The 14224-nt window shown below is 71.6% G+C and carries 14 protein-coding genes; 1 reads left to right on the top strand and 13 read right to left on the bottom strand.

Annotated elements, in window-relative coordinates; genetic code table 11:
* Nucleotides 1-17 precede the first annotated feature (17 nt).
* The 3 genes from FB561_RS36735 to FB561_RS36725 form a co-directional block, all read right to left on the bottom strand.
* Nucleotides 18-704: a zf-HC2 domain-containing protein gene (locus tag FB561_RS36735; RefSeq protein WP_145814723.1), complete on the bottom strand. Its 687-nt coding sequence runs from the start codon at nt 702-704 to the stop codon at nt 18-20.
* Nucleotides 701-1258 carry a sigma-70 family RNA polymerase sigma factor gene (locus tag FB561_RS36730; RefSeq protein WP_238335337.1) on the bottom strand — a complete coding sequence of 186 codons (558 nt, stop codon included), beginning with the start codon at nt 1256-1258 and terminating at the stop codon, nt 701-703. Before FB561_RS36730 ends, FB561_RS36735 begins: the two co-directional genes overlap by 4 nt.
* A 138-nt stretch (nt 1259-1396) precedes the next feature.
* Nucleotides 1397-1939 (bottom strand): COG4315 family predicted lipoprotein, encoded by a 543-nt coding sequence (locus FB561_RS36725; RefSeq protein WP_170284964.1) that lies wholly within the window; start codon nt 1937-1939, stop codon nt 1397-1399.
* Between the two features lie 94 nt (nt 1940-2033).
* On the opposite strand from FB561_RS36725, the gene FB561_RS36720 reads away from it, so the two are divergent.
* Nucleotides 2034-2357: a nuclear transport factor 2 family protein gene (locus FB561_RS36720; RefSeq protein ID WP_145814720.1), complete on the top strand. Its 324-nt coding sequence runs from the start codon at nt 2034-2036 to the stop codon at nt 2355-2357.
* A 33-nt stretch (nt 2358-2390) separates the two neighbouring features.
* On the opposite strand, the gene smc is transcribed toward FB561_RS36720, so the two are convergent.
* From smc to FB561_RS36670, 10 genes are all read right to left on the bottom strand, one after another.
* Nucleotides 2391-5948, bottom strand: a complete 3558-nt coding sequence (gene smc / locus FB561_RS36715; protein WP_170284963.1) for a chromosome segregation protein SMC — start codon at nt 5946-5948, stop codon at nt 2391-2393.
* Nucleotides 5949-6296: 348 nt separating this feature from the next.
* The gene (locus tag FB561_RS36710) at nt 6297-6449 is read right to left on the bottom strand and encodes a hypothetical protein (RefSeq protein ID WP_238335336.1); all 153 of its coding nucleotides are present in this window, start codon (nt 6447-6449) and stop codon (nt 6297-6299) included.
* A gap of 187 nt (nt 6450-6636) precedes the next feature.
* Nucleotides 6637-7491, bottom strand: coding sequence for a bifunctional DNA-formamidopyrimidine glycosylase/DNA-(apurinic or apyrimidinic site) lyase (mutM, locus tag FB561_RS36705; protein ID WP_145814717.1), 855 nt, complete (start codon nt 7489-7491; stop codon nt 6637-6639).
* Nucleotides 7492-8223 carry a ribonuclease III gene (gene rnc, locus FB561_RS36700; RefSeq protein WP_145814716.1) on the bottom strand — a complete coding sequence of 244 codons (732 nt, stop codon included), beginning with the start codon at nt 8221-8223 and terminating at the stop codon, nt 7492-7494.
* A 34-nt stretch (nt 8224-8257) separates the two neighbouring features.
* Complete coding sequence (gene rpmF, locus FB561_RS36695; protein ID WP_077012766.1) at nt 8258-8449, bottom strand: 50S ribosomal protein L32; 192 nt, start codon at nt 8447-8449, stop codon at nt 8258-8260.
* 67 nt (nt 8450-8516) lie between these two features.
* On the bottom strand, nt 8517-9038 hold the full coding sequence (locus FB561_RS36690) for a YceD family protein (protein ID WP_202881028.1): 522 nt from the start codon (nt 9036-9038) through the stop codon (nt 8517-8519).
* A 152-nt stretch (nt 9039-9190) separates the two neighbouring features.
* The gene (gene coaD, locus FB561_RS36685; RefSeq protein ID WP_145814714.1) at nt 9191-9661 is read right to left on the bottom strand and encodes a pantetheine-phosphate adenylyltransferase; all 471 of its coding nucleotides are present in this window, start codon (nt 9659-9661) and stop codon (nt 9191-9193) included.
* Entirely contained in the window at nt 9658-10245 is a 588-nt protein-coding gene (gene rsmD, locus FB561_RS36680) for a 16S rRNA (guanine(966)-N(2))-methyltransferase RsmD (RefSeq protein WP_145814713.1), read from the bottom strand. The genes coaD and rsmD overlap by 4 nt, the downstream gene beginning before the upstream one ends.
* Nucleotides 10242-12488, bottom strand: a complete 2247-nt coding sequence (recG, locus tag FB561_RS36675; RefSeq protein ID WP_145814712.1) for an ATP-dependent DNA helicase RecG — start codon at nt 12486-12488, stop codon at nt 10242-10244. The genes rsmD and recG overlap by 4 nt, the downstream gene beginning before the upstream one ends.
* Complete coding sequence (locus tag FB561_RS36670; protein WP_145814711.1) at nt 12485-14116, bottom strand: DAK2 domain-containing protein; 1632 nt, start codon at nt 14114-14116, stop codon at nt 12485-12487. The genes recG and FB561_RS36670 overlap by 4 nt, the downstream gene beginning before the upstream one ends.
* Nucleotides 14117-14224 lie beyond the last annotated feature (108 nt).

Below are 14224 nucleotides of genomic sequence, written 5' to 3'. Positions count from 1 at the left end.
CCGACATGACCGGCCGCTCACAGCTGGGTCGTGACGACGTGCTCCCCCTGCAGGGTCTGGATCTCCACCGACTTCACCTGGTCCAGCGGGACCAGCACGCCGCCGCCGAACCTGCTCCCGTCCTGCGCCGCCTTCTCCGAGACCACCCAGCTGCCGGCCGTCCACACCTTGCCGCTGGTGTCGGTGACGAGCAGCTTGCACTCCGCCCCGGCGGTCAGACCGTTGATCTGGACATCGATCCAGCTCCAGCCGCTGCGCGGTTCCACGGTGGTCGCCATCTTCGCCCCGGTCACGGCATCGGTCGCGGTGACCTGCCTGGCCCCGGCCGACGGCGCCTCGGCCACCTGCTCGACCGACTGCCGCCCGACCACCACACCACCACCGACCGCGCTCATCAGCACCACGACAGCCGCTGCCACCGCGAGCCACCTGGACCTCTTCCGCACCGGTACCGGCGGCGGCGTCTCCGCGTCCCGTACCTCGCGCAGCGTCCGTTGCAGCAGCAGGTCACCGTCCGGCGGCGGGCCGTCCAGGAACGCCTCGGGCGGGACCTCGCCCAAGTACGCCTTCAGCTCCTCCAGCTCGGCCAGCTCCGTGCGGCACTCCGCGCATCCGGCCAGATGCTGCTCGACCTCGCGGGCCTCGTCCGGCTCCAGGGCGCCGAGCGCATAGGCACCGAGCTGCGAGCGGTCGTGCTCGGTCATCCGGTCACCTCCGCTCCCGTACCGTCCCCGGGGTTGTTGCCCGGCCCGCCCAGCACGGCCCGCAGCGCGCGCAGGGCGTAGAACGACCTCGACTTCACGGTACCGGGCGGGATGCCCAGTTCCTTCGCGGCCTCGGTCACGGACCGGCCGCGGTAGTACAGCTCCACCAGGACGTCGCGGTGCTCCGCCGACACCTGGTCGAGCGCGCTCAGGACGACCATGGAGTTCACCACCGTCTCGGCGTGGTCACCCTCGACCGGCGGGAAGTCCTCGACCTCGGCCACCTCGGCCGGCCGGACCGCGCGGGCCCGGGCCCGGTCGGTGGCGAGATTGCGAGCGACCGTGAGCAGCCAGCCCCGGACCGACCCCCGGCCGGTGCTGAGGTCGTCCGCGTGTTTCCACGCTCGCACCAACGTCTCCTGGACCACGTCCTCGGCCGCGGCCCGGTCCCCGGTGAGCCGGGTGGCGTACGCGAGCAGGCTGCGACCGTGTTCGGCGTAGAGCGCGCGGACCAAGGCCTCCGCGCTGTCCGGGCGGCGGTCGATCCCAGCCACCGCTGTCCTCCCGGCCTCGGTTGTCGCCGTCGTTCGTACGATAGGCGATCCGGCCGCGGCAGGCGACAGCCCCGCCGGGCCCTCGGCGCTTGCCACGCCGGGGCCCAGCAGGAGGGACTCGAGGGGACCCATCGGCCGTCAGTAGCCCTCCGAGGAGGCCGGCACGGACGTGTTCTTGGCGCCGTCCGGAGCGATCACCCACCAAGTACCGCCGACCGCCTGGCCGTCGGCCTCGCCGGCCTTGCTGTCCTTCGCGTACTCGTACAGCGGCCACCCGGCGAGGGTGAGCTGCTTGCTGCCGTCCGGCCGGGTGACGGTGCCGACCAGGGTGGCGTCGACACCGCTCAGCCGCGGCGTGCCCGACCCGGCCGGTACCGGTGGCCACAGGGCGGCGCAGCTGGCCACACAGCTTGACATCGACGGCTTCGCGGTGTCCTCGTCGAACACGTAGACGGTCCGGCCGTTGCCGTTGACAACGACCTTGCCAAGGGCCCCGATGTCCGCGGTGCCCAGCTTCGCCGGACCGGCGGCCGCACCGTTCGCAGGCGCCGTCGTCGGGCCGCTGCTGGACGGCGCGGACGAACCGCCACCGCCGTAACCGTTACCGCTGCCGCCCCCGCAGGCGGTGAGCACCGCGGCGCCGAGCACGACCGCGCCGAGGACGGACAGGATGCGTTTCATGGGTGGCTCCCTCGGGTCTCGGGACATCCGACACCACCCATACGGCTGCGAGCGGCCACCGGTTCAACCCTCGCGACCGCGTTATCGTCGCGGCATGAGCACCGACATTCCGGCCGCGGTCCGCCGCGCCCTCGACGCCATCGACCAGCTCGACAACGACGCCTTCGCGGCCGCCTTCGCCGAGGACGGCTACGTGGACGACTGGGGCCGGCAGTTCCGCGGCCACGGCCAGATCCGGTCCTGGAGCGACAACGAACTGATCGGCAAACGAGCCACCTTCACCGGCACCGAGGTGTCCACCCCGGGCAATCCGATCACCCTGCTCACCCAGGTCGGCGGCGACGGCTTCAACGGCCCGTCGCACTTCACCTTCGACGTCCAGGGCGACCGGATCGCCTCGATGACGATCACCGCCTGACCCTGGCACCGCCGGAGTACACCGGCGGCGAGGTCAGGCCGGCTCGGCCTCGCGGATGCGCTGGGAGATGACCGCGGAGACGCCGTCGCCGCGCATCGTGACGCCGTACAGCGCGTCGGCGACCTCCATCGTGCGCTTCTGGTGGGTGATCACCAGCAGCTGGCTGTTCTCGCGCAGCTCCTCGTAGATCTCCAGCAGGCGGCCCAGGTTCGTGTCGTCGAGCGCTGCCTCGACCTCGTCGAGGATGTAGAACGGCGACGGCCGGGCCTTGAACAGCGCGACCAGGAACGCGACCGCGACCAGCGAGCGCTCACCACCGGACAGCAGCGACAACCGCTTGACCTTCTTGCCGGGCGGCCGGGCCTCGACGTCGATCCCGGTGCCGAGCATATCGCTCGGGTCGGTCAGTACCAGCCGGCCCTCACCGCCGGGGAACAACCGGCTGAAGACGTGCTCGAAGGCGACCTCGACGTCGCGGTACGCCTCGGTGAAGACCTGCTCGACCCGGTCGTCGACCTCCTTGACGATGTCCATCAGGTCGCGCCGGGACTTCTTCAGGTCGTCCAGCTGCTCGGACAGGAACCGGTGCCGCTCCTCCATCGCCTCGAACTCCTCGAGCGCGAGCGGGTTGATCTTGCCGAGCTGGTTCAGCGCGCGCTCGGCCTGCTTGAGCCGCTTCTCCACCTTCGCCCGGTCGAACGGCTCGCCCTCGAGCTCGGCCGGGTCCTGGCCGTCCTTGGCGAGCGGCGGGACCAGCTGGTCCGGGCCGTACTCGGTGATCAGCGCGTCGACCTCGGTCCCGAGCTCCCCCAGCGCCTTCTCGTACAGCTGCTCGAGCCGCATCTTCTGCTGCGCCCGGGCGAGCTGGTCGCGGTGCACCGTGTTGGTCAGCTGCTCCAGCTCGGAGCTCAGGTTGCGGGTCGCGGACCGGGCCTCGGCCAGCGCCTGCTCCCGGTCGGACCGCTGCGCCTGGATCGCCGAACGCTCGGTCGCCGCCAGCTGCAGCGACTGCTCGAGCCGGGCGAGGACGTGGCCCGCGGCCAGGTGGACCGCCTGCGCCGCCTCGGCCTGACGCGCCCGCCGGGCCGCCCGGGCGACCGCTCTGGCCCTGGCCTCCCGCTCCTGCCGGGCCGCGCGCTCCAGCGAGTCGGCCCGGCCGGACAGCGCCCGGGCCCGCTCCTCGGTGGTCCGCAGGGCGAGCCGCGCCTCCATCTCGGCCGCGCGACCGGCCTTCGCCTCCTCGCCCAGCCGGTCCCGCTCGACCGCGTCCGGCTCGTCGCCGTCGTCCTCGAACTGCTCGGCCTCGGTCAGCCGCTCCTCGAGGTCGGCGAGGCCGGCCAGGTTGCGGTCGCGCTCCTCCTCGGCCGCCGCGATCGCCTCGGCCATCCGCTGCGCCTCACCGCGTGACGCCTTCGCCAAGGACCCGAACTGGGCCAGTTGCTCGGCCACCGCGGCCATCGCCGCGTCCGACTCGTGCAGCCGGGCCAGGGTGATCTCGACGGACTCCTTCTGCCGGGTCCGGTCCTGCTCCATCGTGGCCAGCTCGAACCGCAGCCGCTCGCTCCGCGCGGTGGCCTCGGTGAGCTTCTCGGCCGCCTCGTCGACGGCGGACTGCACCTCGATGAGGCTCGGCGCCGCGTCCGACCCGCCGTACGCGAAGTGCGCACCGAGGACGTCACCCGCCCGCGTCGTCGCGGTCACGTCAGGGAGGTGCTGGACCAGCGACTGCGCGGCGGGTACGTCGTCGACCACGGCGACCTTGCGGAGCAACCGGCGCAGCGCGGCCCGCAGCTTGTCCGGGCAGTCCACCACGTCGACCGCGTACTTCGCGCCGAACGGCAGCTGCGGCCAGGACGGGTAGTCGTCGGCCGGGGCGTCGCCGAGCAGCATCCCGGCCCGGCCGAGGTCGTGCTCCTTGAGGTGCCCGACCGCCTCGACGGCCGCGGCGGTGTGCGTCACGGCGACCGCGTCAGCGGCCTCACCGAGAGCGGCAGCGATGGCGGTCTCGTACCCCGCGCGCACGCTCAGCAGGGCGGCAACGGAGCCCATCAGGCCGGTGACCTGCTCGGAGGCGGCCAGCAAGGCGCCGGCGCCGTCCTTGCGGTTCAGGCCCAGCTCCAGCGCCTCCTTGCGCGCGGCCAGACCGGTGCGCTCCCGCTCGGCGTCGCGCTCCTCGGCGCGCAGCTTGGCGAGCCGCTCGTCCAGCTCGTCGAGCACGCTCTGCGCGGCCTCGTACTCCTCGTCGAGGCCCCGCTCGCCCGCGTCCAGGCCGGCCACCTGGGTCTCCAGCGCGGTGAAGTCGTGCTGCGCCTTCGCGGCCCGGGCCTCGGCCTCCCGCTTGTTGGTCTCCAGCCGGCCGATCTCGGACTCGGCGGCGGACGCGCGGCTCTTCAGCACGTTCACCTGGCCGGTCAGCCGGGCCAGGCCCTCGCGGCGGTCGGCGGCGGCCCGGACGAGCGCGGCGACCCGGCGCTCCTCCTCGGCGTGCTGCGCCTCCAGCTGCTGGCGCCGCTCGATCGACTCGGCGAGCAGCTCGGAGTGCGCCTCGACCTCGGCCTCGATCTGCGCCTCGGTCTCCCGGACCCGGGCGGCCTCCAGCTCCAGCTCCTCCGGGTCCCGGCCGGCCCGCGGCTCCTCGGCCTCGTCGTTGAGCGAACGGATCCGGTCCGCGGCGATCCGCGCGGTGCCCTTGATCCGCTCCCCGAAGCCGGACAGCTGATACCAGGTGTCCTGCGCGGCCTGCAGCGCCGGCGCGTCCTCGCGCAGCGCCTCCTCCAGCTCGGCCTCCAGCTCGCGGGCCTCCCGGAGCGCGGCCTCGATCTCGGTCCGCCGCTGGGTCAGCAGCGCCTCGTCCTTCAGCTCGGCCTCGAGCGCGGACTGGGCCTGGACGATGTCGTCGGCGAGCAGCCGGGACCGGCCGTCGCGGACCTCGGACTGGATCGTCACCGCCCGGCGGGCCACCTCCGCCTGGCGGCCGAGCGGCTTGAGCTGACGGCGGATCTCGGTGATCAGGTCGCCGAGCCGGTGCAGGTTGCCCTCGGTCGCCTCCAGCTTCCGCAGCGCCTTCTCCTTGCGCTTGCGGTGCTTCAGCACCCCGGCGGCCTCCTCGACGAAGCCGCGGCGGCCCTCGGGGGTGGCGCGCAGGATCGAGTCGAGCTGGCCCTGGCCGACGATGACGTGCATCTCCCGGCCGATGCCGGAGTCGCTGAGCAGTTCCTGGACGTCCAGCAGGCGGCAGTTCTGCCCGTTGATCTGGTAGTCCGAGCCGCCGTTGCGGAACATCGTCCGCGAGATCGTCACCTCGGAGTACTCGATCGGCAGCGCGCCGTCGGTGTTGTCGATGGTGAGCACGACCTCGGCGCGGCCGAGCGGGGAGCGGCCGGACGTCCCGGCGAAGATGACGTCCTCCATCTTGCCGCCGCGCAGCGACTTCGCGCCCTGCTCGCCCATCACCCAGGCGAGCGCGTCGACGACGTTGGACTTGCCGGAGCCGTTCGGGCCGACGATGCAGGTGATCCCTGGTTCGAAGTTCATCGTCGTGGCCGATGCGAACGACTTGAAACCTCGGAGCGTCATGCTCTTCAGGTACAAAGCGTTGCTCCCAACCCGTGAAAGGACAGACGATACCGAAGGGAACCGTCGTGACTGCTGGTGACGCTGCCGCTACCCGGGGGAAGTCGTTCCGTCTCGGAGTCTACCGAGCGCCGCTGCCGATCCTCGGGAGGCGGGGCCGGTCAGCCGGTGGACGGCTCCCGGCCCCACGTCCGGCCCCGGGTCAGGCGGGGCACCGCCGCGGGAGCCGGCTCGACGGGAGCGGCCGCGGCGCGATGTCGGTGCGGACATGAAACCGGCGGTGGCCCGAACAGGGGCCGCCGCCGTGGGTGGTGCGGACGGTACGGGTACTGCTGATGGGTGGTGCTTGTGCTGTGGCTCGGGTCCTCAGACTGAGGCCGGGGCGGTCAGTGCCTCGTCCACGGTGAGCAGACGGCCGTCGTGAACGGCCGCGACCAGGTGGTCGTTCTCTGCCTGCAGGCGCATCACGTGCGCCTCCAGATCGGCGACACGTCGGTTGAGCAGACGAACCTGCTCCACCAAGCGCGGGTCAGTGCCTCCAAGGTGCCCTAGAAGAGCCTTGGCCATTGTGCTGTCCTCCGGAAGGGTTTTCTGGCCTTGCGCTCCTGGTCCGAGGAGCGCCTCCAAAAAGATGTGTGCCGCCTTTCAGGGTGTCACCGGTGAGGCCAGGGGTCAACCTGAGCTACGCCACTTCACGATTTCCCGCTCACCACCGGGCGTGTCGCGGGACCGGCTGGCACTTCGGGCAGCGGAACGAGGAACGGTTCATGAACGGTTCGCGACGAATCGGGCGGCCGTCGCGGCGGCACGGCGAACCCTCCTGGCCGTAGACCGCCAGACCCCGCTCGAAGTACCCGGATTCCCCGTTCACGTTGACGTACAGCGCGTCGAAGCTGGTGCCGCCGACGTCCAGCGCCTCGGCCATCACGGCGCGCGCGTCGGCGAGAATCCCCTTGATCTGCTGGGGTTTCAGCGTTTCGGTGGCCCGGGCGTAGTGCAGCTTCGAACGCCACAAGGCTTCGTCGGCGTAGATGTTGCCGACCCCGGAGATCACCGTCTGGTCCAGCAACGCCCGTTTCAACCCGGTCTTGCGCCGCCGCACGTTCGCGACGAACAGGTCGGGATCGAACAGCGGATCGAACGGATCCCTGGCGATGTGGGCGATCTCGGCGGGCAACTCGGCACCGCCCTCGGAGTACGACAGCCCGCCGAACATCCGCTGGTCGACGAACCGCACCTCGCCGCCGTCGTCGGCGAACCGGAACCGCACCCGCAGGTGCTTCTCGTCCGGCGCCCCGACCGGCTGGACGCGGAACTGCCCGCTCATCCCGAGGTGGGTCAGCACCGCGTCACCCGACGCGAGCGGCAGCCACAGGTACTTGCCGCGGCGGGCCGGCTCGGCGAACGTCTGCCCCTTGAGCCGGGCCACGAAGTCGTCCGGCCCGGCCAGGTGCCGCCGGACCGGCCGCGGGTGCAGCACCTCGACGGCGTCGATCGTCCGCCCGGTGGTGAAATCCGCGAGCCCGCGGCGAACGACCTCTACCTCAGGGAGCTCTGGCACCTAGGGCTGCTGCGACGGATCGATGCTGTCGGGATGCGCCGCGCGCAGGGCCTTCCAGGCCGTCTCGGCGGCCTGTTGCTCGGCTTCCTTCTTGCTGCGGCCGATGCCGTGCCCGTAGGTGTCCGACCCGATCCGGACCCGCGCCTCGAACGTCTTGGCGTGGTCCGGCCCGGACTCGGCGATCACGTACTCCGGGACGCCGACGCCGAGCTGGGCGACCAGCTCCTGCAGCGACGTCTTCCAGTCCAGCCCGGCGCCGAGCCGTGCCGACGACTCCATCAGGTCGTCGAACAACGTGTGCACGACGCGGCCGGCGACCTCGAAGCCGCGGTCCAGGTAGACGGCGCCGATCAGCGCCTCCACGCAGTCCGCGAGGATCGAGGACTTGTCCCGGCCGCCGGTGGCCTCTTCGCCCCGGCCGAGCCGGAGGTACTTGCCGAGCTTGAGCTCCCGGGCCACCCCGGCGAGCGCGCGCATGTTGACCACAGCGGCGCGCAGCTTGGCGAGACGGCCCTCGGACAGGTCCGGGTGATTGCGGAACAGCGACTCCGTGACGATGACGCCGAGCACGGAGTCCCCGAGGAACTCCAGCCGCTCGTTCGTCGGCAACCCACCGTTCTCGTACGCGAACGAACGGTGGGTGAAGGCGTGCTCCAATAACTCGTCAGCCAGCGATACGCCGAGCCGCTGGTTCAGCTCGGCGTAGAGGCCCCCGTGTTCTGGCGAATTCATAGAGCGTTGACCGAATTCACTGGTGAGCTGTCGCTCAGCTCTCGACGACCTGGCGACGCTCGCCCTTGGCGCCGTACTGACCGCAGGTCGGGCAGACGGTGTGCTGCAGGTGCTTCGCGCGGCAGGCCGGGTTCACGCAGGTGACCAGCGACGGGGCAGTGGTCTTCCACTGGGCCCGGCGGCTGCGGGTGTTGCTGCGCGACATCTTCCGCTTCGGAACGGCCACGGTTATGACTCCTCGGTTCGGCCGGTGGCTGGTGACCCGGCCGGCTGGCTGACGTTGTCGGTAACTACTACTGGTCCTGCGGTCCTTCATCCTGCCGGAGCAGGCCGCTGAGCGCCGACCAGCGGGGATCGACGCCGTCCTCGTGCCGGTGTCCCGGGGCGTCCGCCAGGCGTGTCCCGCACTCGGGACACAGACCCGGACAGTCGTCCGTACACAACGGCTGGAACGGCAGTGCGAGCACCACCTGGTCCCTCAGCACCGGCTCGAGGTCGATCAGATCGCCCTCCATCCGGCTGGCCTCATCGGGCTCGGCGTCACTCTCCGGGTAGACGTACAGCTCCTGGAAGTCGGCGAGGAACTCGTCCTCGATGTCTACCAGGCACCGCGCGCACTCCCCGACCAGCCGGCCACGGGCCGTACCGGTGACGAGCACCCCTTCGACGACCGACTCCAGTCGCAGATCGAACTGGATCGGGTCGTCCTCGGGGACGCCGATCACGTCGATTCCGAGATCGGCCGGTGCCGCCGCCGTGAAGGAGATCTCGCGCTGGGACCCGGCGCGGCGTGTCAGCTCGTGGGTGTCGATCACGAGTGGGGACCGCGGGTCCAAGGCGCTCAGGACATCCCTTTCAGGCGTGGGCAGGCTGAATCTCGGTCTCGTCGAGACCGAGGGTCAACATTAGCAACTCCGGCACCGCTCGCCCAATCCGGGGTGACCCTAGCGTGGCGCGGAGCGCAGGACTAGAGCTTGTCCAGCAACCGTGCGTGCACGGCCGGCGGCAGAAAGGCGTCGACCGGACCGCCGAGTCTCGCAATTTCCTTGATCAGGCTGGACGAGACATAACCGTTCTCCGGCGCCGTCGGCAGGAACACCGTGTCCACCCCGGTGAGCTTGTGGTTCATCTGGGCCATCCGCAGCTCGTAGTCGTAGTCGCTGCCCGAGCGCAGGCCCTTGACGATCACCGGCGCGTCCACCGACCGGCAGAAGTCGACCAGCAGCCCGTCGAAGGTGCCGATCGTGACGTTGCCGAACGGCGCGGCGATCTCGGTCAGCATCTCGACCCGCTCGGCGTCGCTGAACAACCGCTGCTTGGCCTGGTTCACCCCGGCGCCGACGATCACCTCGTCGAACGCGACGGCGGCCCGGGCGATCACGTCCAGGTGCCCGTTCGTCGGCGGGTCGAAGGTCCCCGGGAACACGGCTCGGCTCATTCGGCTACTCCACCCGTCCGGGGATCATGGCGGTGACCGTACCAAAGCCGGGCCTCGCCGTACTTGCGGTCCCGCAGCGCCGCGAACCCGGCCGGCCACTCCCACGGCTCCCGCTTGCCGCGTTCGACCACGACGACCGCGTCCTCGGCCAGCCGGCCGTGCTCGACCAGCGCCAGCAGTACCTCCTGCAGTTCCAGCGTCTCCAGCGCGTACGGCGGGTCGGCGAAGACCAGGTCGAAGGGATCACCGGAACCGTCGCCCTGGGCAACCTTCTCGGCGGGCCGGACGAGCAACGTCGCGCCAGGCAGGCCGAGGGTACGGATGTTCGCGGCGATCACGTCGGCCGCCTTCCGGTCCGCCTCGACCAGGACCGCCCGGCCGGCGCCACGGGACAACGCCTCCAGCCCGATCGCGCCGGACCCCGCGTACAGGTCGAGCACCGCGAGCCCGTGCAGACTGCCGAACTCCGACTCCAGCGACGAGAACAGCGCCTCCCGGACCCGGTCCGCGGTCGGCCTGGTCCCGCTCCCCGGCGGCACCGCGATCCGCCGGCCGCCCGCCGCTCCCCCGACGATCCGGGTCATGTCTTCTCCAGGTACTCGGTGGTCTCGGACTCCAGCGCGCTCCGGACCACCGCGCGGAGCTCCGGGTACCCGGCGAGGTCGGCGTCGACGGAGACGATCGAGTTCGCCACGTGCCGGGCGGTGTAGATGACGTCTTCGTCGCGGAGCACGCTGAGCAGCTTGAGGCTGGTCCGGCGGCCGGACTGGGCCACGCCGAGCACGTCGCCCTCGCGCCGGTTCTCCAGGTCGATCCGGGACAGCTCGAACCCGTCCGTGGTGGAGGCGACCGCGTCCAGGCGCTCGCGCGACTTCGAGGCGGGCCAGCTGTCGGTGACCAGCAGGCAGAGCCCAGGGACCTTGCCCCGGCCGACCCGGCCGCGCAACTGGTGCAGCTGGGAGATGCCGAACCGGTCCGCGTCCATCACCACCATCGTCGACGCGTTCGGGACGTCGACGCCGACCTCGATCACCGTGGTCGCGATCAGCACGTCCACCTCACCGGCCGCGAACCGTGTCATCACCGCGTCCTTCTCCTCGGCCGGCAGCCGCCCGTGCAGGATCTCCATCCGCAGCCCGGCCAGGACCTGCTCGAGCACCTCGGCCACCTGCAGGACCGAGATCGCCGGCCGCGGCTTGCCCTTCGCCTCGGCGTCCGCGTCCTCGCCCCCGGCGGCGAACTCGCCCTCCTCGTCGGCGGCGTTCTTCACGTCGTCGCCGATCCGCGGGCAGACCACGTACACCTGGTGGCCCTTGCCGACCTCCTCGCGGACCCGCTCCCAGGCCCGCTCCAGCCAGGCCGGCCGCTCCTTGGCCGGGACCACCGAGGACTTGATCGGCGACCGGCCGGCCGGCAGCTCGGTCAGCGTCGACACGGCCAGGTCGCCGAACACGGTCATCGCGACCGTCCGCGGGATCGGGGTCGCCGTCATCACCAGGACGTGCGGGGTGTTGTCGCCGGACTTCTGGCTCAGCGCGGCCCGCTGCTCGACGCCGAACCGGTGCTGCTCGTCCACCACGACCAGGCCGAGATCGGCGAACTGGACCTTGTCCTCCAGCAGAGCGTGCGTGCCCACCACGATCCCGGCCGCGCCGCTCGCCGCGTCCAGCATCGCCGCCCGCCGGGCCGCCGCGTTCAGCGAGCCGGTCAGCAGACCGACGCGGGTGGCCCGCTCGGCGCCACCGAGCATGCCCTCCTCGGCCAGTTCGCCGAGCATCTTGGTCAGCGTCTTGTGGTGCTGCGTCGCCAGGACCTCGGTCGGCGCGAGCAGGACCGCCTGCCCGCCGGAGTCCACCACCGACAGCATCGCCCGCAGCGCGACGACGGTCTTGCCGGACCCGACCTCGCCCTGCAGCAGCCGGTGCATCGGGTGCTCACGGGCCAGGTCGGCGAAGATCTCCTCGCACACCTCGGCCTGTCCCTCGGTCAGCTCGAACGGCAACCGGGCGTCGAAGTCGTCCAGCAGCCCGCCCGTGGTCCGGGCCCGCGGGATCGCGCTGAGCGAGTCGGTGACGGCCCGGCGCTGGGCCAGTACCGTCTGCATCACCAGCGCCTCCTCGAACCGGAACCGGCGCTGCGCGCTGTCCCAGTCCTTCTCGGTCTCCGGCAGGTGGATCTTCTGCAGCGCGTCCCGCAGCCCGAGCAACTTCTCCTTGCGCAGGATCAGCTCGGGGATCGGGTCCTCGACGTCGTCCAGGCTGTCCAGCACGATCTTGATGCTGCGCTCGATCGTTGCCGTCGGCAGCTTCGCGCTGGCCGGGTAGAGCGGCCGGAACGGGCGGGCCCGGCGCTCGATCTCGGCCTCGCTGAGGTCCTCCTCGTCGAGGATCTCGGTGCCGGGGCCCTTCAGCTGCAGGATGTCGCGGAACTTCGTCACCTCGCCCCAGAACAGCGCGGCCGTCCCCGGGGTCAGCTTGTTCGCCAGCCAGGGCTGGTTGAAGAACGCCAGCTCCAGGTCGTTGCGGCCGTCGGTGACCACCACCTTGGTGATGGTCCGGTGCCGCCGGAACCTGCCGATCTCGTCCGGCCGGATCTCCTGCTTGGAGTCCAGCGAGCGCACGGTGACCTTCTTGACGCGGCCGCTGACGGTCGCCTGGTCGCCCAGCTCGAGCTCGTCGAACGGCGTCAGCTCGCCCTTCTTCAGGTAGCGCCGCGGATAGTGCCGCAGCAGCTCGCCGACGGTCTCGATGCCGAGCACCTCGGCGAACGTCTTGGCCGTCCGCGCCCCGAGGAAGTCGCGCAGCTTCCGCTCGGTGTCTGTCTTCATTCCACCCCGATCAGCAACGGGTACCTCTGCTGTCCTCCGTCGTACACCACGACGTCGACATCTTTGCGGTGCCGGCGCACGTGCCGCACCACCGCGTCGACCAACTCGGCCCCGGCTTCCTGACCCGTCACGATCGTGACGAGCTCACCACCGCCGCCGAGCAGCCGGTCGACCACGCCGGTCGCGGCCGCGGTCAGGTCCGCGGTGATCAGCGCGAAGTCGCCGTCCACCACGCCGAGCGCGTCGCCGATCCGGCAGGTCCCGGCCATCGTCCAGGCGTCCTTGACCGCGATCGTGACGGCCCCGTGCCGGGTCTGGCCGGCCGCCGCGGACAGGTGCACCACGTCGTCCTCGAAGCTGCGGCCGGGATCGTGGACGGCGAGTGCGGCCAGCCCCTGCACCTGCGCGCGGGTCGGGATCACCGCGACCCGGATCCCGTCCTGCCGGGCCACCGTCGCCGCCGCCTCCGCGACCGCGATCGAATCCCGGTCGTTCGGCAGCAGCACGATCTCGGGCGCCTTCGACTCCTCGATCGCGGTCAGCAGCTCCCCGGTCGAACACCGCCGGCCCGGTCCGCCCCGGATGACCACGGCCCCGGCCTCGGCGAACAACGCGGCCAACCCGTCCCCGGCGGCGACCGTGATCACGGCCCGTCCTGGGGCCTGCGGATGCGGTACGAGGTCGGCGAAGTGCGTGACCCGGATCCGATGCGGCCGCCCGATCCCGATCCCGAGCTCGATCGCGGCCCCCACGTCGTCGGTGTGCACGTGGACATTCCACAGCCCGTCCCCACCGACCACGACCACCGAATCCCCGAGCCCGGCCAGCGCCCGCCGGTACGCCCCGATCGCCTCGTCCGGCGCGTCCAGCAGGTACATCACCTCGTACGCCGGCCCGTCCGGACCGAGGTCGGTCCCGTTCTCCGCCGCGACGGGCTGCCGGACCGGTACGCCGGTACTCTCCCCGGGCGCTCGGCCGGACAGTACCGATTCCATCGCACCGAGGATCACGACGAGCCCGGCGCCCCCGGCATCCACCACGCCCGCGCGCCGGAGTACCTCGAGCTGCTCGGTCGTCCTCGTCAACGCCTGCCGCGCCGACGCGACCGCGACCAGGCAGACCTCGGCCAGCGTCTTGCCCTCGTTCGCGGCAGCCAGAGCGGCATCGGCGGCAGCCCGCGCGACCGTCAACATCGTCCCCTCGACCGGCTGCGCCACCGCCCCGTACGCCGCGTCGGCCGCGAACACGAGCGCATCCGCGAACGCGACCGGCTCACTCATCGGCGGATCCGCGAGCACCGAACCCGGCGCATCCACCTGGTCCCGCGGCAGATTCTCGGCCAGCCGCAAACCACAAGCCCGCACGAGCTCCGAGGTGATCACGCCCGAGTTCCCCCGGGCCCCGAGCAGCGCCCCTCGCCCGAACGCCTGCACGGCCTCGGCAAAAGTCAGCTCCCCCTCGGGCAACGCCTCACAAGCCGCCTCCCAGGTCAGGTAGAGGTTCGTCCCGGTGTCCCCGTCCGGCACCGGGTACACGTTCAGCTCGTCGATCTCGGCCCGCGCCCGCCCCAACTCCACCAGCGCAACCCGAGCCCAAGCCCGCAGCACCCCCACCGTCAGCACATCCACGCCCGGAAGGCTAGCCGCTCCCCCACATACCTCTCCCCCCGCGCCTCGCCCCCGCGCCCGCTCGCGTACCGCGCGTACGCGCCCCCGCGCCCCCGCGCCCCCGCGGCG

It is taken from the genome of Kribbella amoyensis, assembly GCF_007828865.1.
Classification (GTDB): domain Bacteria; phylum Actinomycetota; class Actinomycetes; order Propionibacteriales; family Kribbellaceae; genus Kribbella; species Kribbella amoyensis.
The sequence above is the reverse complement of the archived record's forward strand: the minus strand, read 5'-3'. Positions and strand labels throughout refer to the sequence as shown.

Coding starts and splice junctions, on each gene's coding strand:
- FB561_RS36735 (WP_145814723.1), bottom strand. CDS start 704: ATGACCGAGCACGACCGCTCGCAGCTCGGTGCCTATGCGCTCGGCGCC.
- FB561_RS36725 (WP_170284964.1), bottom strand. CDS start 1,939: ATGAAACGCATCCTGTCCGTCCTCGGCGCGGTCGTGCTCGGCGCCGCG.
- FB561_RS36720 (WP_145814720.1), top strand. CDS start 2,034: ATGAGCACCGACATTCCGGCCGCGGTCCGCCGCGCCCTCGACGCCATC.
- rnc (WP_145814716.1), bottom strand. CDS start 8,223: ATGAATTCGCCAGAACACGGGGGCCTCTACGCCGAGCTGAACCAGCGG.
- coaD (WP_145814714.1), bottom strand. CDS start 9,661: ATGAGCCGAGCCGTGTTCCCGGGGACCTTCGACCCGCCGACGAACGGG.
- rsmD (WP_145814713.1), bottom strand. CDS start 10,245: ATGACCCGGATCGTCGGGGGAGCGGCGGGCGGCCGGCGGATCGCGGTG.
- recG (WP_145814712.1), bottom strand. CDS start 12,488: ATGAAGACAGACACCGAGCGGAAGCTGCGCGACTTCCTCGGGGCGCGG.